Source organism: Mycolicibacterium arenosum (assembly GCF_024320865.1).
GTDB lineage: Bacteria > Actinomycetota > Actinomycetes > Mycobacteriales > Mycobacteriaceae > Mycobacterium > Mycobacterium arenosum.
This window is the reverse complement of sequence record NZ_JANDBD010000004.1, coordinates 214,801-235,620: the sequence shown is the minus strand read 5'-3', so window position 1 is coordinate 235,620 and position 20,820 is coordinate 214,801. Positions and strand designations below refer to the sequence as shown.

Genomic DNA, 20,820 nt, shown 5'->3' with positions numbered 1-20,820 from the left:
CCCTACAGGTTCGCCGCGGCGGCTTCGTCGAGCAGCCACACCGTGGCGGCACTGCCGACTGCGCCGGCTGCCGGGATGTCCACGGGCGCCGCACCTCCGATCGCCGCGGCGACGGCATCGGCCTTCTCGCCGCCCGCGACCACCAGCCACACCTCGCGCGACCGGCGAACGGCGGGCAGCGTGAGCGTGATGCGCCGCGGCGGCGGCTTCGGCGAGTCGGTGACGTCGACGACGAAGCGCGACGTCTCGCGGACGGCCGCGCTGTCGGGGAACAGCGAGTTCACGTGCCCCTCGCCGCCCATACCGAGAAGGTGGACGTCGAACTGCGGGGTGGGCACCCCGTCGGCGGCGAGCACGCGCTCGTAGGCCGCTGCGGCAGCCTCGATGTCGTCGCCGAACTCCCCATCGCTGGCCGGCATCGCGTGCACGTTCGCCGCGGGTATCGCGATGTGATCGAGGAGCGCCTCGCGGGCCTGCTTGTCGTTGCGGTCGTCGTCGGCGGCGGGCACGAACCGCTCATCGCCCCAGTAGAGGTGCACCTTCGACCACTCGATGGCACCGCCGCGTTCCCCGACGCGCTTGAGCAGTTTGACGCCGGTGCCGCCACCGGTCAGCACGACGTGCGCGACGTCGCGCGCCGCGACCGCCTCGGTGATGGCCGAGACCAACCGATCACCGGCCGCCGCGACGAGTTCATCGGCGTCCGCGTAGGTCTCGACGGTCACACCGGGCTGCGAATCAGACATACGTCACCTTGTCGATGCCCTGCAGGGCGGCTTGATAGATCTCGTCCGCATCGAGACGTCGCATGTCCTCCGCGAGGCACTCGCGGGTCTCCCTGCGCGCCAACGGAACCAGCGCGTCCGGGTGACCGGTTCTGGTCAGCGACGCGGTGATGCCCTCCTGCGGTCTGCTGAGAGTGATCGTCTCGCTGGCACGCACCAACTCGACCTTGAGCTCACCGACCGCTCGGGTCACGGGTCCGTCGATGCGGCTGGCGAGCCAGCCCGCCAGGACGTCGAGCGCGGGCTCGGTCGCCAAGCCGGACACCACGGCCGACTGGATCGGCTCGTACGGCGGCTGGTCCACCGCCGCGGCGAGCAGCGCGCGCCAGTAGGTGATCCGGCTCCATGCGAGGTCGGTGTCGCCCGGCGTGTAGCCCGCCAGCCTGCCCTTGATCGACTCGAGCGGGTCGGTACCGTTGGTCGCGTCGGTGATGCGCCGAATCGCCAACTGGCCCAACGGATCCTGAGCGGGCACGTCCGGTGCGATATCCGGCCACCAGGTCACCACCGGGGTGTCGGGCAGCAGGAACGGCATGACGACGCTGCTCGCGTGGTTGGCCAGCGGACCGGACAGCCGCAGCACCACGACTTCGTTGGCGCCGGCGTCGCTTCCGACCCGCACCTGGGCGTCGAGGCGGGCGTCGGAGGCCAACCGGTCGCCGGGCGCGACCACGATGACGCGACACGGATGCTCGCGGCTCGCGGCGTTGGCCGCCTCGATCGACTCCTCGAGAACGGCTTCGGTGTCGGGGGCGATGACGAGGGTCAGCACCCGGCCCAGCGTGATCGCCCCGCCCTCCTCGCGGAGCGCGACGATCTTCTTGTTGATGGCACCGGTGTCCGTGTCCGGCAGATCGACGATCACGGCCGCCTCCATTCCCGGCCCGAGCGCGCCAACATGTCGATCGCAGACTGAGGTCCCCAGCCGCCGGATTCGTAGGGGTCGGGCTTTCCGTGGGACGCCCAGTTCTCCAGCGCGGGATCCAGTATCTTCCAGGCCAATTCGACCTCGGCGTTGACCGGGAAGAGTGACGGCTCGCCCAGCAGCACGTCCAGGATCAGCCGCTCGTAGGCCTCCGGCGACTCCTCGGCGAACGCCGACCCGTAGGAGAAGTCCATGCTGACGTCGCGGACCTCCATCGCGTTGCCCGGCACCTTGGACCCGAACCGCAGCGTGATGCCCTCGTCGGGCTGGACGCGAATCACCAGAGCGTTCTGCCCGAGTTCCTCGGTCATGGTCGCGTCGAACGGCAGATGCGGCGCCCGCTTGAAGATCAGCGCGATCTCGGTCACCCTGCGGCCCAGGCGTTTTCCGGTGCGCAAATAGAACGGCACACCCGCCCAGCGCCGGGTGTCGACGTCGACGGTGATGGCGGCGAACGTCTCGGTGGTGGACGTCTTGGAGAAGCCCTCCTCGTCCAGCAGGCCGACCACCTTCTCACCGCCCTGCCACCCGGCGGTGTACTGGCCGCGCGCGGTCGTCTCGTCGAGTGGCTCGGCGAGCGCACTCGCCGAGAGCACCTTGATCTTCTCGGCCTGTAACTCGCTGGGGGAGAAGCTGACCGGCTCCTCCATCGCGGTCAACGCGAGAAGCTGCAGCAGGTGGTTCTGGATCACGTCACGGGCCGCGCCCACGCCGTCGTAGTACCCACCGCGACCGCCGAGGCCGATGTCCTCGGCCATCGTTATCTGCACGCTGTCGACGTAGTGCGAGTTCCAGACCGGCTCGAACATCTCGTTGGCGAACCGCAGCGCCAGGATGTTCTGCACGGTCTCCTTGCCGAGATAGTGGTCGATGCGGAACACCGACGACTCCGGGAAGACGCTGTTCACCACGCCGTTGAGGGCCTCGGCGCTCTTCAGGTCGTGACCGAACGGCTTCTCGATGACCACGCGACTCCAGCAGCCGTCCGGCTTGTCGGCCAGGCCGGACTTCGACAGCTGCCCGCACACCTGCGGAAACGCGTTCGGTGGAATCGACAGGTAGAATGCGTGATTCCCGCCCGTGCCACGCTCCTCGTCGAGCGTGTGCAGCGTCTCCTTCAGGCTGCTGAACGACGCTTCGTCGTCGAAGGTGCCCTGCACGAAGCGGATTCCCTCGGCCAGTCGGTCCCAGACCTCCTGGCGGAACGGCGTCCGCGCGTGCTGCTTCACGGCGTCGTACACGACCTGGCCGAAATCCTCGTCGGCCCAGTCCCTGCGGGCGAAGCCGACGAGAGCGAACGTCGGCGGCAGCAGGCCGCGGTTGGCCAGGTCGTAAATCGCCGGCATCAGCTTCTTGCGGGCCAGATCGCCCGTCACACCGAAGATCACGACCGCACACGGCCCCGCGATGCGAGGCATCCGCTTGTCGCGCTTATCCCGTAGCGGGTTCACCCAGTCAGCGGGCATGCTGGCGCAGTCGTTCATTTCTTCTCGTCAAGCTGTCCCTGCGTCGCCTCGAGAAGCTCGTTCCAGGCCTTCTCGAACTTGTCGACGCCCTCGTCCTCGAGCACCTTGAAGACGTCGGGCAGGTCGACACCGACTTCGGCGAGGCCGTCGAACACCGCGGTCGCCTCGTCGGCGGTGCCGCTCACGGTGTCGCCCTGGATGTCGCCGTGGTCGGCCACGGCGTCGATGGTCTTCTCCGGCATGGTGTTGACGGTGTCGGGCGCCACCAGTTCGGTGACGTAGAGCGTGTCGGCGTAGTCCGGGTTCTTCACCCCGGTCGACGCCCACAGCACGCGCTGCACCCTGGCGCCCTCGGCCTTGAGAGCCCCGAAGCGGTGGCCCTGCTCGAACACCCGCTGATAGAGGGCGTAGGCGAGGCGCGAGTTGGCGATACCGGCCTTGCCGCGAAGCGCCAAGGCCGCCTCCGAGCCGATCTTCTCCAGCCGGGCGTCGATCTCCGTGTCGACGCGGGATACGAAGAACGACGCGACGGAGTGGATTCGGGACAGGTCGTGCCCGGCCTCCTTGGCCTTCTCCAGGCCGTCGAGGAAGGCGTTGATGACCGCCTCGTGGCGTTCCACCGAGAAGATCAGCGTCACGTTCACCGAGATGCCCTCGGCGATCACGGCGGTGATCGCGGGCAGGCCGGCGAGCGTCGCGGGGATCTTGATGAGCAGGTTCGGCCGATCGACGATCTTCCACAGTTCGATCGCCTGCAGGATCGTCTTGTCGGTGTCGTGTGCCAGTCGGGGATCGACCTCGATGGACACCCGGCCGTCGAACCCGCCCGACGTCTCGTAGATCTTGGCGAACACGTCGCAGGCGTTGCGCACGTCGTCGGTGGTGACCGTCCGGATCGTCGCGTCCACGTCGGCCCCGCGCTCCGCGAGTTCCTTCACCTGGTCGTCGTAGGCGTTGCCCTTGGACAGGGCGGCCTGGAAGATCGACGGGTTGGTCGTGACACCCACGACACTGCGGGTGTCGATGAGCTGCTGCAGGTTCCCGGTCTGCAGACGCTCACGGGACAGGTCGTCGAGCCACACGGATACGCCCGCTGCGCTCAGCGCCGCGAGGTTCGGGTTCTGAGTCATGCTTCGCTCCTTGGTGCGCGGTGTTGTCTGTTAGTTGTCCATCGATCGCTCCGCGGCGGCCACCACTGCCTCAGCGGTGAAGCCGAACTCGCGGAACAACGTCTTGTCGTCGGCGGACTCGCCGTAGTGCTCGATCGAGATGATCTCGCCGGTGTCGCCGACCAGCTTGTGCCAGCTCTGAGCGACACCCGCCTCGACCGCCACGCGCGCCGACACGTCGGGCGGAAGCACCGAGTCCCGGTACTCCTTCGGCTGGGACTCGAACCACTCGACGCAGGGCATCGACACCACGTAGGCGACGATGTCCTTGTCCGCCAGCTGCTTTCGCGCCTCGACCGCCAACTGCAATTCCGATCCCGTTGCAATGATCAGCACGTCCGCGTCGTCAGCGGGGTTACCGCCACCGAGCACGTAGCCACCCTTGGCCACGCCGTCGGACGACGTGCCCTCCAGGACCGGGATGCCCTGGCGCGTCAAGATGAAACCGACCGGACCGCTGCCGTTGCCGCGGGCGATGATGCTCCTCCACGCGTAGGCCGTCTCGTTGGGATCGCCCGGCCGCACCACCGAGAGATTCGGGATGGCGCGCAGTGCGGAGAGGTGCTCGATCGGCTGGTGCGTCGGGCCGTCCTCGCCGAGTCCGATCGAGTCGTGCGTCCAGATGTAGATGGTGTCGATGTCCATCAGCGACGCCAACCGGACGGCGGGCCGCATGTAGTCCGAGAACTGCAGGAACGTGCCGCCGAAGGCGCGGGTGGGACCGTGCAGCACGATGCCGGACAGGATCGAGCCCATCGCGTGCTCGCGAATGCCGAAGTGCAACACCCGGCCGTACCAGTCGGCGGTGAAGTCCTCCGTCGAGATGGACGGTGGCCCGAACGACTTCACGCCCTTGATCGTGGTGTTGTTGCTGCCTGCGAGATCGGCTGAGCCGCCCCACAGTTCGGGCAGCTTGGGGGCGACGTCGTTGAGCACCTGGCCGAAGGCGGCGCGGGTGGCTACGGCCTTGGATCCCGGCTCGTAGTAGGTGATGTCGGCGTCCCAACCCTCGGGCAGCTCCTCGGCGGTGAGGCGGTCGAGCAGCTTCTTGCGCTCTGGCTCCCGCTCGGCCCACGCGTCGAACTCCGGCTGCCACTTCTCGTGCGCCTCGCGACCACGTTCAACCAGCTTTCGGGTGTGTTCGATGACCTCATCGCGGACCTCGAACGTCTTCTCGGGGTCGAAGCCGAGCACCTTCTTGGTCGCGGCCACCTCGTCGTCGCCCAGCGCCGAGCCGTGCACGCCGCCGGTGTTCATCTTCGTCGGAGCGGGATAGCCGATGATCGTGCGCACGGCGATGAACGACGGCTTGTCGGTCACCTTCTTAGCCTCGGCGATGGCCGCCTCGATGCCGGTGACGTTCTCGCCGCCCTCGACCTCCTGCACGTGCCAGCCGTAGGCGCGGTACCGGTCGGCGACGTTCTCCGAGAGCGCGATGTCGGTGTCGTGCTCGATCGAGATGTGGTTCTTGTCGTAGAAGACGATCAGGTTGCCCAGCTGCTGCGTGCCCGCCAGCGACGACGCCTCGCTGGTCACGCCCTCCTCGATGTCGCCGTCGGAGGCGATCACGTAGATGTAGTGGTCGAACGGGCTCTCACCCCAGGCGGGCTCGGGATCGAACAGGCCGCGCTCGTACCGCGACGCCATCGCCATGCCGACCGCCGACGCGAGCCCCTGGCCCAGCGGGCCCGTGGTGATCTCGACGCCCGCGGTGTGGCGGAACTCCGGATGGCCGGGCGTCTTCGACTTGAAGGTGCGCAGCGCCTCGATGTCCTCGAGTTCCAGGCCGAAGCCACCGATGTACAGCTGCAGGTACAACGTCAGGCTGCTGTGTCCGCACGACAGGATGAACCGGTCGCGGCCGAGCCAGTGCACGTCGGAGGGGTCGTGCCGCATCTGCCGCTGGAACAGCGTGTAGGCCAGCGGAGCGAGGCTCATCGCGGTGCCGGGGTGGCCGTTTCCGACCTTCTGCACCGCATCAGCGGCCAATACCCTGACGGTGTCGACGGCGACCGAGTCGAGGTCGGTCCAGTCGTCGGGGTGGTTGGGTTGGGTGAGTGCGGAAATCTCTTCCACAGTGGTCACGAACTCACTCCTCGGGTAGGCAGGCCGGTCGTCGTTAACCCTAGTAGTCAACGCGGGGGCGTCGCAGGTTCCATCCCAGTTGTTCACTGCACGGGGCCGCGGTCTACCATCCTCTGTAGTAGAAGTCTGAGCGCTGCCGCGAAACACGAGGAGTGAACTGCGTGAGCATTCGCGAGCGCATCGCGCCGCGTCGAATACGCCACACGCTGCTGGCGTACGTCGCACTGACGAAGCCCAGGGTCATCGAACTCCTGCTCGTCACCGCCATCCCGGCGATGCTGCTCGCCGAGCGCGGCACCATCGACCCGCTGCTGATCCTGAACACGCTGGTGGGCGGACTGCTGGCGGCGGCGGGCGCCAACACCCTGAACTGCGTCGCCGACGCCGACATCGACAAGGTCATGAAGCGCACGGCGCGCAGGCCGCTGGCCCGCGCCACGGTGCCCACTCGACACGCGCTCTACTTCGGCCTGGTGCTGTCGGTCGCCTCGTTCTTCTGGCTGTGGTGGACGACGAACCTCCTGTCGGGCGTGCTGGCCATCGTCACGATCCTCTTCTACGTGTTCGTCTACACGCTGCTGCTCAAGCGCCGCACGTCGCAGAACGTGGTCTGGGGCGGCGCGGCGGGCTGCATGCCGGTGATGATCGGCTGGTCGGCGGTCACGGGCACGATTCAGTGGCCCGCGCTGGTGATGTTCGCGATCATCTTCTTCTGGACTCCACCGCACACCTGGGCGCTCGCGATGCGCTACAAGGACGACTACAAGGCCGCCGGCGTGCCGATGCTGCCCGCCGTGGCCACCGAGCGGCAGGTGACCCGCCAGATCCTCATCTACACCTGGCTGACTGTGTTGACGACCCTCGGCCTGGCGCTGGCGACGGGGTGGCTGTACGCCGCGGTGGCGGTGCTCGCGGGCGCGTGGTTCCTGACGATGGCGCATCAGCTGTACTCGGGTGTCAAACGCGGTGAGCCGGTGAAGCCGCTTCGGCTGTTCCTGCAGTCGAACAACTACCTCGCGGTGGTGTTCTGCGCGCTGGCCGTCGACTCGGCGCTGGCGCTGCCGAGGGTGTTCGGCGCCTAGTCCCAGCCGCTGCGTCGGCCCTGTTTCATCTGTCCGCGCCGCTTCTTGGCGGCGATCCTGCGTTCCGTCGAGCCTCTGGTCGGTTTCGTCGGCCGCCGCACCGGTGCGGGTGCCGCCGCTGCGTCGCGCAGCAGCCGGGCCATGCGTTCGCGCGCTGCGGTCCGGTTCTGGCGTTGCGCGCGATGCTCGCTGGCCGCAACCGTCAGCACCCCGCTCGACAGCCGGCTGCGCAGCCGACACAGCATCCGGTGCCGCACATGAGGCGGAATCGACGGCGACGCGGCCACGTCGAAGGACAACTCGACACGGCTGTCGGTCGTGTTCACGCCCTGGCCGCCGGGGCCCGACGACCGGGAGAACCGCTCGCGCAACTCGGACGCGGGGACGACGAGCGTCGGCGTCACGCGCAGGTGGCCGGACACCCCCGGCTACGGCACCAGGACGACGGAGCCGACGGTCTTACGCCCCTCGAGGTCCCGGTGCGCATCGATCGCCTCGGCGAGCGGATAGCGCTGGCTGACGGTGACGTCGATGGCCCCCGTGGCGATCGCTTCGAGCAGTTCACCTGAGCGCCAAGAGAACTCGTCCGAGGTGTGCGTGTAGTGCGCGAGCGTCGGACGGGTCAGGAACAGCGATCCCGCGGCGTTCAGGCGCTGCGGGTCGAACGGCGGCACCGGGCCGCTGGACGCGCCGAACAGCGCCAGCGTGCCGCGCAGCCTCAGGCTCGCGAGGCTGGCGTCGAAGGTCGACGCACCCACGCCGTCGTACACCGCGGCCACCCCGTGTCCGCCCGTGAGCTCGCGGATCCGGGCACCGAACTCGCTCGCGTCCTCCGGATAGTCGAGCACCTCGACGGCGCCGGCCTTGCGGGACAGCTCCGCCTTCTCGCGCGTCGACACCGTCGTGATGACCTTGACCGCCATGCTCGTCGCCCACTGGGTCAGGATCAGGCCGACGCCGCCGGCGCCCGCGTGCATGAGCACGGTGTCGCCCTGCTGAACCGGGTAGACCGACTTCAGCAGGTAGTGCGCCGTCATCCCCTTCAGCAATGCCGACGCCGCCACGTCGGCGGGCACGCCGTCCGGCACGTACGCGACGAGATCAGCTGGTGCAGTGCAGAATTCGGCGTAGGACCCGTTGGCGGCCGCGGTCACCACGCGGTCTCCGATGCCGAGCGCGGCGACGTCGTCGCCGACCGCGGCGATCGTGCCGCACACCTCGGTGCCCAGGACGAACGGCGTCTCCCTGGCGTACGAACCCGACCGGAAATACGTCTCGATGAAGTTCACGCCGATGGCGTCCGCCTTGATCAGCACCTCGCTGGGGCCGGGCGTGGGTTGGGGCTTCTCGACGTAGGACAGGACTTCCGGACCGCCGGTTTCGGCGACTTCGATGGCGTACATGCCACCTATCATTCCAACGTGATCCTCGCGCGGCCCGACATCCGTCATCCCCGTATCGTCTTCGCAGGTTGCCGCGCACTTCCCGACGGCGACGGCGACGACGCCGGTCTGGTCGACGCGCTGCGCGCCCGCGGCCTGCACGCCCACTGGCTGGCGTGGGACGACCCTGCGACCGAGCAGGCCGACATCGTGATCCTGCGCGCCACGTGGGACTACATCGAGAGGCTCGACGAGTTCCTCGCCTGGACGCGGCGGGTGCCCAACCTGCTCAACGGCCCGGACGTGGTCGAGTGGAATACCGACAAGCGCTATCTCGCAGACCTCGCCGACGCGGGGGTTCCGACGGTGCCCAGCATGTTCTTCGCACCGGGGGAGCGTGTCGGCGCGCTGGCCGGCGAGGTGGTGGTCAAGCCGGCTGTCGGCGCGGGATCTTATGGGGCGCAGCGGTTCAGCGATGAGGACGCCGCGCGCCGGCACGCCGAGGAGTTGCAGGCCCAGGGGCGCACGGTGCTGGTGCAGCCCTATGACGAGCGCATCGCCGACGGTGAGACGGCCCTGGTGTTCGTCGCCGGCCAACAGTCGCACGCCTTCACGAAGGGGCCGATCCTGCCACCGCCGGGGGCGACCCCCGAGTTCGACGACTCGGGCACGTACGCGGAGGAGACGCTCAGCGGCGCCGATCCCGCTCCCGAGCTGTGGGACGTCGGCTACGGCGCGCTGGCCGCCGCCGCCGAGCGGCTCGGGATGGCGCCGAACGAGTTCCTCTACGCCCGCGTCGACGTCATCGGCGGCGTCGACGACCCGCGCCTGCTGGAGCTGGAACTGGTCGAGCCGTCGCTGGGCTGGCGTCAGCTCGATGCGGAGACGAGGGCCCGGCAGGAGCGGGCGTTCGCGCTGGCTGTCGAGTCAGCGTTCGAGCGGCTCGGGCTCGGCCCGCTGTCGCATCGCCGCCCATAGTGCCGCCGTCGCCCCGGTGCAGATCGCGGCACCGGCGACGTGCACCGCGACGAGCACGGCGGGAACGCCGGTGAAGAACTGCACCGCGCCGATCATGCCCTGCGCGCAGACCAGCACCACCACCACGACGAGACGTTTGACGATCCGCCTCGGCGCGCGCACCGCGAGCAGTCCGAAGCCGAGCCCGATCAGCAGCGCGAGGTAGACGGCCAGCAGCGACGAGTGCCGGTAGACGAGCGTGACGATGTCCAGTTCGAGCCGTGGCACCGGGGCCTCGATGCTCTTATCGCCCGCGTGCGGCCCCGCCCCGGTGACCATCGTGCCGGTGATCAACACCAACGCCAGGACGACGGCGCTCAGTGCGGTCAGCTGTCGTAGGGGTTTCGGGACGCACAGGGTGGGCACGCCGTCGTCGGGTTCGCCGATCTTGACGTAGAGCAGCACCGCCAGCCACACCATCGTCATGGAGACGAGCAGGTGGATGGCGACCGTCCACCAGAGCAGGCCCGTCAGCACCGTGATCCCGCCGATGACGGCCTGCGCGACCGTCGAGATCGGCATGAGCCACGCGTAGACCAGCACCTCGCGCCGCCGCCGCGCGCGGATGACGGCCAGCACGGCCAGTGCCGCGGTGAGGACGACGAGGAACGTGATCAGGCGGTTGCCGAACTCGACCGCCTGGTGAATGACGGGCACCTCGGCCACAGGAACGGGCGTGAAGCTGCCGGGGAAGCACTGCGGCCACGTCGGGCAGCCCAGGCCGGAGGCCGTGACGCGAACGATGGCGCCGGTGACCGCGATACCGCCCTGGGTCGCGACGACGGCACCCGCGATGACGCGCTGGCTCCGCAGGGTCGGCTCCGGGAACGCGTCGATCAACCTGGTGAGAAGTCGTCCGACGGGCACGGCCCGATCGTAGAGCAATCCGAACTACGTGCTGTAGTAGGGCCTCAGCAGTCGGGCGGTCGGGACTGCGGCGGATCCACTTTCGCGAGATCGTCCGAGATCGCGGACGCCGCCTGCTCGCGGGCCTGAAACTCGGGTCCGCCCTCCGGTGGCGTCGCGAGGATGAGCGTCACGTCGGGCACGTCTATCTGACGCCGGTGAAAGCCGATGCTCGCCTGGATCTTCGCCTTGAGGTCGACGATCCGCACGTCGAAGGCGTCGGGGAAGTCGATGGTGTCGAGGCTGGCGCTGAACTGGGTCAGCAGCGCCTGCTGCACGCGACTCACGTTCCTCGCGGCCTCGAAATCGCCCGCGGCGAGGGCGGCGTCGAACAACCGATGGACCGTCAGCGTGTCCCGCTGCGCGGTCTGCCTGGAGAGTTCGAACTGGCTCAGTGCGCGCGTGGCCTGGGGCACGGGCCGGTCGAGAGACTCGCGCAGGCGATCGGAGATCTCGTTGAACGCGGCTTCCGCGTAGTACACCTGATTGAGCAGTGGATAGGCGTCCGTCGGCGTCGAAATACCGGACAGCAGATCGAGATTCACGATCTCCGAGACGACGGTGCGCCGCAGTTCCTCGGCGATCGCCCTGGCGTCGGTGGGGAAGTCAATCCGGATGAGCGCTGCGACGTACGCGGTGTTGCGATCGGAGTAGTCGCGGGCCGCCTGCCGAAGTGCCGCCACGTCGAACGTGTCGGCGCGCCCCGCCGCCAGCACGGTGTCGTAGGGCGCGAAGCAGTCGAACAGCTGGCCGGCCTCCTTGAACTGCTGATAGGCGGTGGCCTCGGGAGTGGGAGCGTCGGCGTCCGACGGAGGTTGGCCACAGCCTGCGAGCGCCGCGGCGACGGCGACTGCCGCGAGGGCTGCCGCAGTGCGGCCCCGTCGCCGGCTGTACCTCATAACCACCCCCTCGCTGCAGTAGCCTTCGATGGTCTCACTTCACTATCGCCGATTTGCTGGCCTGGTGCAGGGCATCTCCGGAGAAGCTCGATTCATCCCATACCGTGACGCAGAAAATTAACCTCTCCGTCGAGAGCTGCAGACTCCGTCGTCGCAAACACTCCGAGGTCACGACGCGTCACGCATTGCTACCCGCTAGCGGGCTGCGACGAAGGGAATCAGCACGTCGTCGACGAGGGTCACGACCAGATCGTCGGTGATGGGGTCCCCGGTGACCAGCAGGCGATGCCACAGCACGCTCTGTCCGAGTTCCCGCGCGATGTCGACGGGCACGTCCGGTCGCACGTCGCCGCGTTCGATCCCGCGCTGCAGGAGCGCGGCCATCTCCTGCTTGCGCCAGCCGATGACGTCGGCCTGGAACGCCGCGGTGAGTTCGGGGTCGTGCGCGCTCGCTGCGACGGCCGCGCGCAGCACGTCTGCGTTCGCGCCGGTGAACAGCGCGGCCCAGCCCCGGAGCACCGCCAGCATGTCACCCCGGTAGCTGCCGGTGTCCGCATGCGGGATCGCCGCTCGCGCGACGTCAAGCAGGGTGTCGCGCAGCAGGCTGGTCCGGTCCGGCCAGCGGCGGTACAGCACGGGCTTGCTCGTCCGGGCCTCCGCGGCGACGGCCTCCATCGTCACGCCCGCCGGTCCCTGATCGGCGAGCAGGCGCAGGACGGCCGTCCTGATCGCCGTGTCCAGTTCGTCGCCCCGACGTCGCTTCACCGAATCTCCTGAGGAAACGCTTGCGTATCTTACGGCCGCAGCTTACAGTCCGAATATTAGAAACGTCACCGTATCTTAGGAGCGTCCGATGGTCCCCGTGCTCTACCCACTCCGCTCCGTCGAAACGGCGACCGTGCAGTTCCTCCACGCCGCCCACCACCGGCGTCGCGTCACCATCGATCACCGCCCACTGGCCGACGTGACACCGGCGATGCTGCTCGACTGGTTCAGCCACCTGGACGGCACGATGTCCTACGGCGGCGAGACCGTCGACCGCTACCTGGCCTGGCATCCCGTCGACCACATCCGGTGGGCGCTGGACAGGCCGGCGCCGGGTGGTGGCGCGGCCGAGGGCGCGCGGTTCCGCATCGTCGAGGCCTTCGGCGGCAAGCCGGAGTACCGCGTCGACGTGGTCGATCGGGTCGAGAAGCTGGACGCCACGGGCATCCGGCTGGTGCAGCGTCTCGCGGGCATTCCCATCTTCCAGCTGGAGCACACGTGGTCGGCCGGTTCCGACGGCGTCCACTACGTCAGCGTCATGGACATCGGTGCGCGCGCGGCGGTGATGGCACCGGTCAACCGATTCCTGGGCCGCCGCTTGCCCGATCACATGGTCAGCGCGTGGGTGCGGCACAACATCGAGGAGGTCGGTCAGCTGGAGTACCTGCTGCCGCTGCTCTCACGTGAAGCGGAACCAGCGCAACGCGCATAGCGCCGATACGGCACCCCAGACGACGAGCACGGCGATGCCGAACCAGTCGACCGACAGAGACATCGCGTGCGACAGAGTCTCGGTGAGCGCACCCGACGGTGTCAGACGGGCCGCCCACACCGCACCCGCCGGGACGATCGCGCCGCCCAGCGTCAACGCTCCGATGCCCGCGAACACGAACCACAGCAGGTTGGCCAGCGCCAGCACCAATTCCGCCTTGAGCGTCCCGCCCAGCAGGAGGCCGAGGGCGGCGAACACCGCCGTGCCGAGCGCGATGATCACACCGCCGAGCACCAGTCCGGCGAGGCTCGGCCGCCAGCCCAACGCGACACCGATGGCGCCCAACAGGATCGACTGCAGGAAGACCACGGTCACCACGGCCAGGGACTTGCCCGCGATGATGCCCCACACCGGCAGCGCGGTCGCCCCGAGGCGCTTGAGCGCTCCGTAGCGGCGGTCGAACGCCACAGCGATCGCCTGCCCGGTGAACGCCGTGGAGATCACCGCCAGCGCCATGATGGCCGGGACGAACGTGTCGGCGCGGTTCTGGCCGAAGGACTCGCCGATCGGCAACAGCACCAGGCCGACCAACAGCGTGATCGGGATGAACATCGTCAGGAGAAGCTGTTCGCCGTTGCGCAGCAACAGTTTCAGCTCCAGCCGGAACTGTGCGGCCAGCATCCGCGGCACCGTCGCGGGCCGCGGATCCGGTGTGAACGTGCCCGGCGCGAAGCGGTTGGCGCTCGTCACGATCGCAGCTCCCGTCCGGTCAGGTCCAGGAACACGTCCTCCAGCGACCGGGTCTCGACGCGCATGTCGGTGGCCAGCACATCGAGTCGTGCGCACCACGCGGTGACGGTGGCCAGTACCTGGGGGTCGATGTGCCCCTCGACGAGGTATTCGCCCGGCGCCCGCTCGACCGCCTGGTAGCTCTCGGGCAGAGCGGAGATCAGCAGCGACAGATCGAGTTTCGGGGGAGCGGTGAAACGCAACTGGTTCTCGGCGCCGCGCTGCATCAGCTCGGCGGGTGTGCCCGTGGCGACCACGGCGCCGTGGTCGATGATGACCAGGTGGTCGGCGAGCTGCTCCGCCTCGGTCAGCTGATGGGTGGTCAACACGACCGTCACGCCGTCGCGCCGCAGGCCGTTGATCAAGTCCCACACGACGATTCGGGCGTGGGCGTCCATTCCGGCGGTCGGCTCGTCGAGGAACACCAGTTCCGGCTTGCCCACCACGGCGCATGCCAACGCCAGGCGCTGCTGCTGGCCACCCGACAGTCGTCGATAGGTGGTGCGGGCGGCCTCGGTCAGGCCGAGCGTCTCCATCAGCCACGCCGGGTCGAGTGGATCGGCGGAGTACGACGCCACCAGGTTCAGCATCTCGCCCGCGCGTGCCGCGGGGTAGCCGCCGCCGCCCTGCAGCATCACCCCGATGCGCTCCCGCAGTGCGGCGTTGTCCGTCACGGGGTTGAGGCCCAGGATCTCGATCGTGCCCTCGTCGGGCTTGAGAAAGCCCTCGCACATCTCGACGGTGGTGGTCTTGCCGGCGCCGTTGGGCCCCAGCAGCGCCAGGACCTCGGCGCGGCCGACCTCGAGGTCGAGTCCGTCGACCGCGGTGATCGCCCCGTACCGCTTGCTAACCCCGCGCAACCGCACCGGGGCATCGGAACGCGAGGTCACGAGGATTCAGCGTAGGCGTCCGGTTTCCCGGGTGCGGCCACAGGTGCTTCGGGTGCGGACTCGGCGGCGCCGTTGTCCGATTCGGGGAGCCCGCGCCACGGCAGCCGCGAGTAGGTCACGGCGAAGAGGATCGCGACGATCAGCACGCTCGCCAGGGTCGCGTCGAGGATCTGAACCAGGGTGAACCGGTCGCCGTTGGCGGTGGGGCCGAAAATGGCCACGATCAGGCTCAGCGTGATCGTGGTGCCGCGGAAGCCGGGACGCGTGGCCCACGTCGCGAGCGGCACGATCGCCCACAGCAGGTACCAGGGTTGCACCACGGGGAAGAACAGAACGGTGGCGCCGAGGGCCACGCCGAGACCGCCCACCGGGTGGAGTCGGCCGCGCAGCACCGCCAGCAACAGCCAGGTCACCAGGACTGCGATGATCATCACACCCATCGCGCGGGTCAGGCCCAGCACCGAGGTGGTGTGGTCGCCGAGGCCGAGCAGGATGCCCACCTGGCCGGTGCCCAGCGCGACGAGCGTCGGCGGCGACATCCACGACCGCACGACATTCGCGGTGCCGAGCGTGAAGATCCAGCCGAACCCCAGCCCGCTGGCCCACCCGACCAGCGCCATCACCGCCACCGATATCGCGGACAGCGAGACGCTGGCCACCAGGAACGCCTTCACCGTGCCGCCCCAGCGGCAGGCCAGTGCCATCGCTACGAACCCCACGGCCAGCAGCGACGGCAGCTTCACCTGCGATGACATCGCGATCAGGACGGTGCCGGTCACCAGCATCACCAGTGGCAGCCACTGTGAGGCGTCAGCGCGGGTGCGCGGCCAGTGCGGGGGCCGTGGAATCAGCCGGTCGGTGGCCTCCACACCGCGCAGCGCGAACTCGGTGCCCGCGAGCATCAGCCCCAGCATCAGCGCCTCGTTGTGGATACCGGCGACCAGGTGCATGAAGAGCAGCGGGTTGCACGGGCCCAGCCACAGCGCGCTGACCTCGGCGACCCCGCACCGGCGCGCCAACCGCGGTGTGGCCCAGACGATCAGCCCCACCCCGAACAGCACGACGAGCCGATGGCAGAGCACAGCGGCGACGATGTTGTCGCCGGTGATGGTCGAGATGCCGCTGCCCAGCCACAGGAACAGCGGGCCGTACGGCGCCGGCGTCTCGCGCCACATGCTCGGTACCGACAGCGTGAAGACGTGATCGAGCCCGAGCCCCGGTGCGGGCCCCACCTGGTAGGGGTCCAACCCCATCTTGGCGATCTGGCTCTGCGCCAGGTAGGAGTACACGTCCTTGCTGTACATCGGCGGCGCGATCAGCAGCGGCAGCGCCCACAGGATCACGGTGCGGTCGATCTGGCTGCGCGACATGCGCCGCCTACCCAGGGCGAACCGGCCGAGCATCAGCCACGCCAGCGCCATCATCACGGCGCCGGTGGTGGTCATCGTCAGCGACACCGTGGCGATGCGCGACGGCAGGTTCAGCAGCCGCACCCCGAACGTCGGATCCTGGATCACCGGCCGGGCCCCTGCGCCGAGCGCGCCGATCGCCATCAGTACCGTGCCGGTGGCCCCGAAGACCCTGGTTCGGCGCATCGAGGCGACCTCGGCGGCGTTGAGAGGTGAGCCGACAGCCGTCTCGTCGGCGTGCCACCTGGCGACGGCCGAACTGAAGGACTGGCGGCGGGCTGCCATTGGAGCAGCGTAGCGGCCGGCGTATTCCCGCCGACCGGTGTGAGGATGTCGACGGTCGGCTAAGGGTGACCTTGCTAGACCCGTTTGCCGAATTCCGTCACAATGGTGTTGTGAAAATCCGTCCGGTGGCTGATGCCCCCGTTGGCGCGCCCGCAGGCGGCGCGCCGTCCTCGGATGGCCACACCCGGCGAGCGATCGTGCAACTGCTCGTCGAGGGTCCCATCACCGCCGGTCAGATCGGCGAGCGTCTCGGTATCTCAGCGGCGGGTGTGCGCAGGCACCTCGACGCGCTGATCGACGCCGGCGACGCCGAATCCAACGCCGCGGCCGCCTGGCAGCACAACGGCAGGGGCAGGCCCGCGAAGCGGTACCGGATCACGGCCGCCGGCCGCGCCAAGCTCGATCACACCTACGACGACCTGGCCGTGGCCGCGATGCGGCAGTTACGTGAGATCGGTGGCGACGACGCCATCCGCACGTTCGCCAGGCGTCGCATCGACACGATCCTGTCCGGCGTCGACGACGCAGGCGACGGCGACGTGGAGGCCGCGGCGGACCGAGTCGCGACGGCGCTGACCTCCGCCGGCTACGCCACCACCACCGCGCCGGCACCCGGTCCCATCGGCGGCGTGCAGATCTGCCAGCATCACTGCCCGGTGTCGCACGTCGCCGAGGAGTTCCCGGAACTGTGCGACGCCGAACGCGAGGCCTTCGCCGAACTCCTGGGCACGCACGTCCAGCGGCTGGCCACCATCGTCAACGGCGACTGCGCGTGCACCACACACGTTCCCGTCAGCCTCGAACAGCCCACCCTTCGGCTCTCAGCCCCTGCCGAGGAATCCACCACGATCAAGCAAGGAGCGTCGACATGACGACTACCCCCGAGGCCCCGCAACTGACCCAGGAGGAGGCCATCGCGTCCCTGGGCACGTACGGCTACGGCTGGTCGGATTCCGACGTCGCCGGTGCCAGTGCCCAGCGCGGTCTGAGCGAGGCCGTGGTGCGCGACATCTCGGCCAAGAAGAGCGAGCCCGAGTGGATGCTGGACGTCCGGCTGAAGGCGCTGCGGACGTTCGGCAAGAAGCCGATGCCGAACTGGGGTTCCAACCTCGAGGGCATCTTCTTCGACAACATCAAGTACTTCGTCCGGTCCAGCGAGAAGCAGGCCGCCACCTGGGACGACCTGCCCGCCGACATCAAGAACACCTACGACAAGCTCGGCATCCCCGAGGCGGAGAAGCAGCGCCTGGTGTCCGGCGTCGCCGCGCAGTACGAGTCCGAGGTCGTGTACCACTCGATCCGCGAGGACCTCGAGGCGCAGGGCGTCATCTTCCTCGACACCGACTCCGGACTGCGCGAGCATCCCGAGCTGTTCAAGGAGTACTTCGGCACGGTGATCCCCGCCGGCGACAACAAGTTCTCCGCGCTCAACACCGCGGTGTGGTCGGGTGGCTCGTTCATCTACGTCCCGAAGGGCGTGCACGTCGACATCCCGCTGCAGGCCTACTTCCGGATCAACACCGAGAACATGGGCCAGTTCGAGCGCACGCTGATCATCGTCGACGAGGACGCCTACGTGCACTACGTCGAGGGCTGCACCGCGCCGATCTACAAGAGCGACTCGCTGCACTCGGCCGTCGTCGAGATCATCGTCAAGCCCGGTGGCCGGTGCCGCTACACGACCATCCAGAACTGGTCGAACAACGTCTACAACCTGGTCACCAAGCGCGCCCGCGCCGAGGCGGGCGCCACGATGGAGTGGGTCGACGGCAACATCGGGTCCAAGGTCACCATGAAGTACCCGGCGGTGTGGATGACCGGTGAGCACGCCAAGGGCGAAGTGCTCTCGGTGGCGTTCGCCGGTGCGGGCCAGCACCAGGACACCGGTGCCAAGATGCTGCACCTGGCACCCAACACGTCGTCCAACATCGTGTCCAAGTCGGTGGCGCGCGGCGGTGGCCGGGCGTCCTACCGCGGACTCGTCCAGGTGAACAAGGGTGCCCACGGCTCCCGCTCGAGCGTGAAATGCGATGCGCTGCTTGTCGATACGATCAGCCGGTCCGACACCTACCCGTACGTCGACATCCGCGAGGACGACGTGACGATGGGCCACGAGGCCACGGTGTCGAAGGTCAGCGACGATCAGCTGTTCTACCTGATGAGCCGCGGCCTCACCGAGGACGAGGCGATGGCGATGGTGGTGCGCGGGTTCGTCGAGCCCATCGCCAAGGAGCTGCCGATGGAGTACGCGCTGGAGCTCAACCGGCTCATCGAGCTGCAGATGGAAGGCTCGGTCGGTTAATGGCCCACAATCTGACCGAGGCCGCCGAAGGGATCATCAAGAACAAGGGCGAGCTGTTCGCCTCGTTCGACGTCGACGCCTTCGAGGTACCGGGCGGCCGCGACGAGCTGTGGCGGTTCACCCCGCTGAAGCGACTCCGCGGCCTGCACGACGGGTCCGCACCCGCGACCGGAAGCGCGCTGATCGAGGTGTCCGAGACGGCAGGCGTCACCGTCGAGACGGTGCAGCGCGGTGACGAGCGGCTCGGTCAGGGCGGCGTTCCGTCCGATCGAGTTGCGGCGCAGGCGTTCTCGTCGTTCGGCACCGCCACCATCGTCACGGTGCCGCGCGACACCGAGGTCGCGGAGCCCATCGAGATCGTGGTGAACGGCCCCGGTGCCGGCGAGGTGGCGTACGGCCACCTGCAGATCAGGGTCGAGGAACTGTCGCGGGCGATCGTCGTCGTGGACCTGCGCGGGAGCGGCACCTACGCCGACAACGTCGAGATCATCGTCGGCGACTCCGCCGGGATCGGCGTCATCTGGATCGCGGACTGGGCCGACGACATGGTGCACGTCAGCGCGCACCACGCGACCCTCGGCAAGGACGCGGTGCTCGGCCACGTCAACGTGACGCTTGGCGGCGACGTCGTCCGGACCACCGCGACCGTGCGGTTCACCGGCTCCGGCGGCGACGCCAAGCTGCTCGGCACCTACTTCGCCGACGACGGCCAGCACTTCGAGTCGCGACTCCTGGTCGACCACTCGCACCCCAACTGTAAGTCGGACGTGCTGTACAAGGGTGCGCTGCAAGGGGATCCGGACTCCTCTAAGCCGGACGCGCACACGGTGTGGATCGGCGACGTGCTGATCCGGGCCGGTGCCACCGGCACGGACACCTTCGAGGTGAACCGCAACCTGGTGCTCACCGACGGCGCCCGCGCCGACTCGGTGCCCAACCTCGAGATCGAGACGGGTGAGATCGTCGGCGCCGGACACGCCAGTGCGACGGGACGTTTCGACGACGAGCAGTTGTTCTACCTGCGGGCGCGCGGCATCCCCGAGGCACAGGCCCGTCGCCTGGTGGTGCGCGGCTTCTTCGGCGAGATCATCGCGAAGATCCCGTCAGCCGCCGTGCGCGAGCGCCTCACCGAAGCCATCGAACGAGAACTAGCAATCACCGAGAGAACAGCCGAATCATGACCACACTTGAAGTCAAGGACCTACACGTCTCCGTCGCCAACCCGGAGGGCGGCGACGACATCGCCATCCTCAAGGGTGTCAACCTGACCGTGAACTCGGGTGAGACGCACGCCGTCATGGGGCCCAACGGATCCGGCAAGTCGACGCTGTCGTACGCCATCGCCGGGCATCCGAAGTACACCGTCACGTCGGGCTCGATCACGCTCGACGGCGAGGACGTTCTCGAGATGAGCGTCGACGAACGCGCCCGCGCGGGGCTGTTCCTGGCGATGCAGTACCCGATCGAGGTGCCCGGTGTCTCGATGTCGAACTTCCTGCGCACGGCGGCGACGTCGGTGCGCGGCGAGGCGCCGAAGCTGCGGCACTGGGTCAAGGAGGTCAAGGGCGCGATGAGCGACCTGGGCATCGATCCGTCGTTCGGCGAGCGCAGCGTCAACGAGGGGTTCTCCGGCGGCGAGAAGAAGCGTCACGAGATCCTGCAGCTCGGACTGCTCAAGCCGAAGATCGCCATCCTCGACGAAACCGACTCGGGTCTCGACGTCGACGCGCTGCGTGTCGTCAGCGAGGGTGTGAACCGCTATGCCCAGGCCGAGAACGCAGGCGTCCTGCTCATCACCCACTACACGCGGATCCTGCGCTACATCCAGCCGCAGTTCGTGCACGTCTTCCTGGGCGGCCGGATCATCAAGTCCGGCGGACCCGAACTGGCCGACGAGCTCGAAGCCAACGGTTACGAGCAGTTCACGCAGGCCGCATCCGCCGGAGCCTGAC

20 protein-coding genes are annotated in these 20,820 nt (G+C 68.5%); 7 read left to right on the top strand and 13 right to left on the bottom strand.

What is annotated here, in order from left to right; translation table 11 throughout:
* Positions 1-2 precede the first annotated feature (2 nt).
* Genes pgl through tkt form a run of 5 tightly spaced genes read right to left on the bottom strand, consistent with a single transcriptional unit; the run spans position 3 to position 6,430 of the window.
* On the bottom strand, positions 3-746 hold the full coding sequence (pgl, locus tag NM203_RS11175; RefSeq protein ID WP_255059960.1) for a 6-phosphogluconolactonase: 744 nt from the start codon (positions 744-746) through the stop codon (positions 3-5).
* A complete protein-coding gene (gene opcA / locus NM203_RS11170; RefSeq protein WP_255059958.1) occupies positions 739-1,650 on the bottom strand; it encodes a glucose-6-phosphate dehydrogenase assembly protein OpcA in 912 nt (303 codons plus the stop codon). The genes pgl and opcA overlap by 8 nt, the downstream gene beginning before the upstream one ends.
* Positions 1,647-3,194: a glucose-6-phosphate dehydrogenase gene (gene zwf / locus NM203_RS11165; RefSeq protein ID WP_255059957.1), complete on the bottom strand. Its 1,548-nt coding sequence runs from the start codon at positions 3,192-3,194 to the stop codon at positions 1,647-1,649. Before zwf ends, opcA begins: the two co-directional genes overlap by 4 nt.
* Positions 3,191-4,306: a transaldolase gene (gene tal, locus NM203_RS11160; protein WP_255059955.1), complete on the bottom strand. Its 1,116-nt coding sequence runs from the start codon at positions 4,304-4,306 to the stop codon at positions 3,191-3,193. Before tal ends, zwf begins: the two co-directional genes overlap by 4 nt.
* Positions 4,307-4,336: 30 nt before the next feature.
* Complete coding sequence (tkt, locus tag NM203_RS11155) at positions 4,337-6,430, bottom strand: transketolase (protein WP_255059954.1); 2,094 nt, start codon at positions 6,428-6,430, stop codon at positions 4,337-4,339.
* Between the two features lie 161 nt (positions 6,431-6,591).
* Between tkt and NM203_RS11150 the strand changes: the two genes are divergently transcribed.
* The gene (locus NM203_RS11150) at positions 6,592-7,512 is read left to right on the top strand and encodes a heme o synthase (protein ID WP_255059953.1); all 921 of its coding nucleotides are present in this window, start codon (positions 6,592-6,594) and stop codon (positions 7,510-7,512) included.
* Here the strand turns inward: NM203_RS11150 and arfB are convergent.
* Positions 7,509-7,934, bottom strand: a complete 426-nt coding sequence (arfB, locus tag NM203_RS11145) for an alternative ribosome rescue aminoacyl-tRNA hydrolase ArfB (protein ID WP_255059952.1) — start codon at positions 7,932-7,934, stop codon at positions 7,509-7,511. The two genes, NM203_RS11150 and arfB, sit on opposite strands and share 4 nt — an antisense overlap.
* 6 nt (positions 7,935-7,940) lie before the next feature.
* Positions 7,941-8,915, bottom strand: coding sequence for a quinone oxidoreductase family protein (locus NM203_RS11140; protein ID WP_255059951.1), 975 nt, complete (start codon positions 8,913-8,915; stop codon positions 7,941-7,943).
* Between the two features lie 18 nt (positions 8,916-8,933).
* Here NM203_RS11140 and NM203_RS11135 point away from each other — a divergent pair, with 18 nt between their 5' ends.
* Entirely contained in the window at positions 8,934-9,872 is a 939-nt protein-coding gene (locus tag NM203_RS11135) for an ATP-grasp domain-containing protein (RefSeq protein ID WP_255059950.1), read from the top strand.
* Here NM203_RS11135 and NM203_RS11130 read toward each other — a convergent pair.
* The 3 genes from NM203_RS11130 to NM203_RS11120 all read right to left on the bottom strand — a co-directional run bounded on the left by NM203_RS11130 (position 9,822) and on the right by NM203_RS11120 (position 12,481).
* Positions 9,822-10,778, bottom strand: coding sequence for a COX15/CtaA family protein (locus tag NM203_RS11130; protein ID WP_255059949.1), 957 nt, complete (start codon positions 10,776-10,778; stop codon positions 9,822-9,824). The two genes, NM203_RS11135 and NM203_RS11130, sit on opposite strands and share 51 nt — an antisense overlap.
* A 44-nt stretch (positions 10,779-10,822) precedes the next feature.
* Positions 10,823-11,716, bottom strand: coding sequence for a hypothetical protein (locus NM203_RS11125; RefSeq protein ID WP_255059948.1), 894 nt, complete (start codon positions 11,714-11,716; stop codon positions 10,823-10,825).
* Between the two features lie 195 nt (positions 11,717-11,911).
* The gene (locus tag NM203_RS11120; protein WP_255059947.1) at positions 11,912-12,481 is read right to left on the bottom strand and encodes a TetR/AcrR family transcriptional regulator; all 570 of its coding nucleotides are present in this window, start codon (positions 12,479-12,481) and stop codon (positions 11,912-11,914) included.
* Between the two features lie 88 nt (positions 12,482-12,569).
* On the opposite strand from NM203_RS11120, the gene NM203_RS11115 reads away from it, so the two are divergent.
* Complete coding sequence (locus NM203_RS11115; RefSeq protein WP_255059946.1) at positions 12,570-13,193, top strand: hypothetical protein; 624 nt, start codon at positions 12,570-12,572, stop codon at positions 13,191-13,193.
* Here the strand turns inward: NM203_RS11115 and NM203_RS11110 are convergent.
* The 3 genes from NM203_RS11110 to mptB are packed head-to-tail and all read right to left on the bottom strand — an operon-like array spanning position 13,161 to position 16,566.
* Positions 13,161-13,943: an ABC transporter permease gene (locus NM203_RS11110; protein ID WP_255059945.1), complete on the bottom strand. Its 783-nt coding sequence runs from the start codon at positions 13,941-13,943 to the stop codon at positions 13,161-13,163. The genes NM203_RS11115 and NM203_RS11110 overlap by 33 nt on opposite strands.
* Positions 13,940-14,872: an ABC transporter ATP-binding protein gene (locus tag NM203_RS11105; RefSeq protein WP_255059944.1), complete on the bottom strand. Its 933-nt coding sequence runs from the start codon at positions 14,870-14,872 to the stop codon at positions 13,940-13,942. Before NM203_RS11105 ends, NM203_RS11110 begins: the two co-directional genes overlap by 4 nt.
* The gene (mptB, locus tag NM203_RS11100) at positions 14,869-16,566 is read right to left on the bottom strand and encodes a polyprenol phosphomannose-dependent alpha 1,6 mannosyltransferase MptB (protein ID WP_255059943.1); all 1,698 of its coding nucleotides are present in this window, start codon (positions 16,564-16,566) and stop codon (positions 14,869-14,871) included. Before mptB ends, NM203_RS11105 begins: the two co-directional genes overlap by 4 nt.
* A gap of 116 nt (positions 16,567-16,682) precedes the next feature.
* Here mptB and NM203_RS11095 point away from each other — a divergent pair, with 116 nt between their 5' ends.
* Genes NM203_RS11095 through sufC form a run of 4 tightly spaced genes read left to right on the top strand, consistent with a single transcriptional unit; the run spans position 16,683 to position 20,819 of the window.
* A complete protein-coding gene (locus NM203_RS11095; protein ID WP_308212827.1) occupies positions 16,683-17,438 on the top strand; it encodes a helix-turn-helix transcriptional regulator in 756 nt (251 codons plus the stop codon).
* Complete coding sequence (sufB, locus tag NM203_RS11090; protein WP_255059942.1) at positions 17,435-18,868, top strand: Fe-S cluster assembly protein SufB; 1,434 nt, start codon at positions 17,435-17,437, stop codon at positions 18,866-18,868. The genes NM203_RS11095 and sufB overlap by 4 nt, the downstream gene beginning before the upstream one ends.
* Complete coding sequence (gene sufD, locus NM203_RS11085; RefSeq protein WP_255059941.1) at positions 18,868-20,049, top strand: Fe-S cluster assembly protein SufD; 1,182 nt, start codon at positions 18,868-18,870, stop codon at positions 20,047-20,049. Before sufB ends, sufD begins: the two co-directional genes overlap by 1 nt.
* A complete protein-coding gene (gene sufC, locus NM203_RS11080; RefSeq protein ID WP_255059940.1) occupies positions 20,046-20,819 on the top strand; it encodes a Fe-S cluster assembly ATPase SufC in 774 nt (257 codons plus the stop codon). Before sufD ends, sufC begins: the two co-directional genes overlap by 4 nt.
* Position 20,820: the final 1 nt, after the last annotated feature.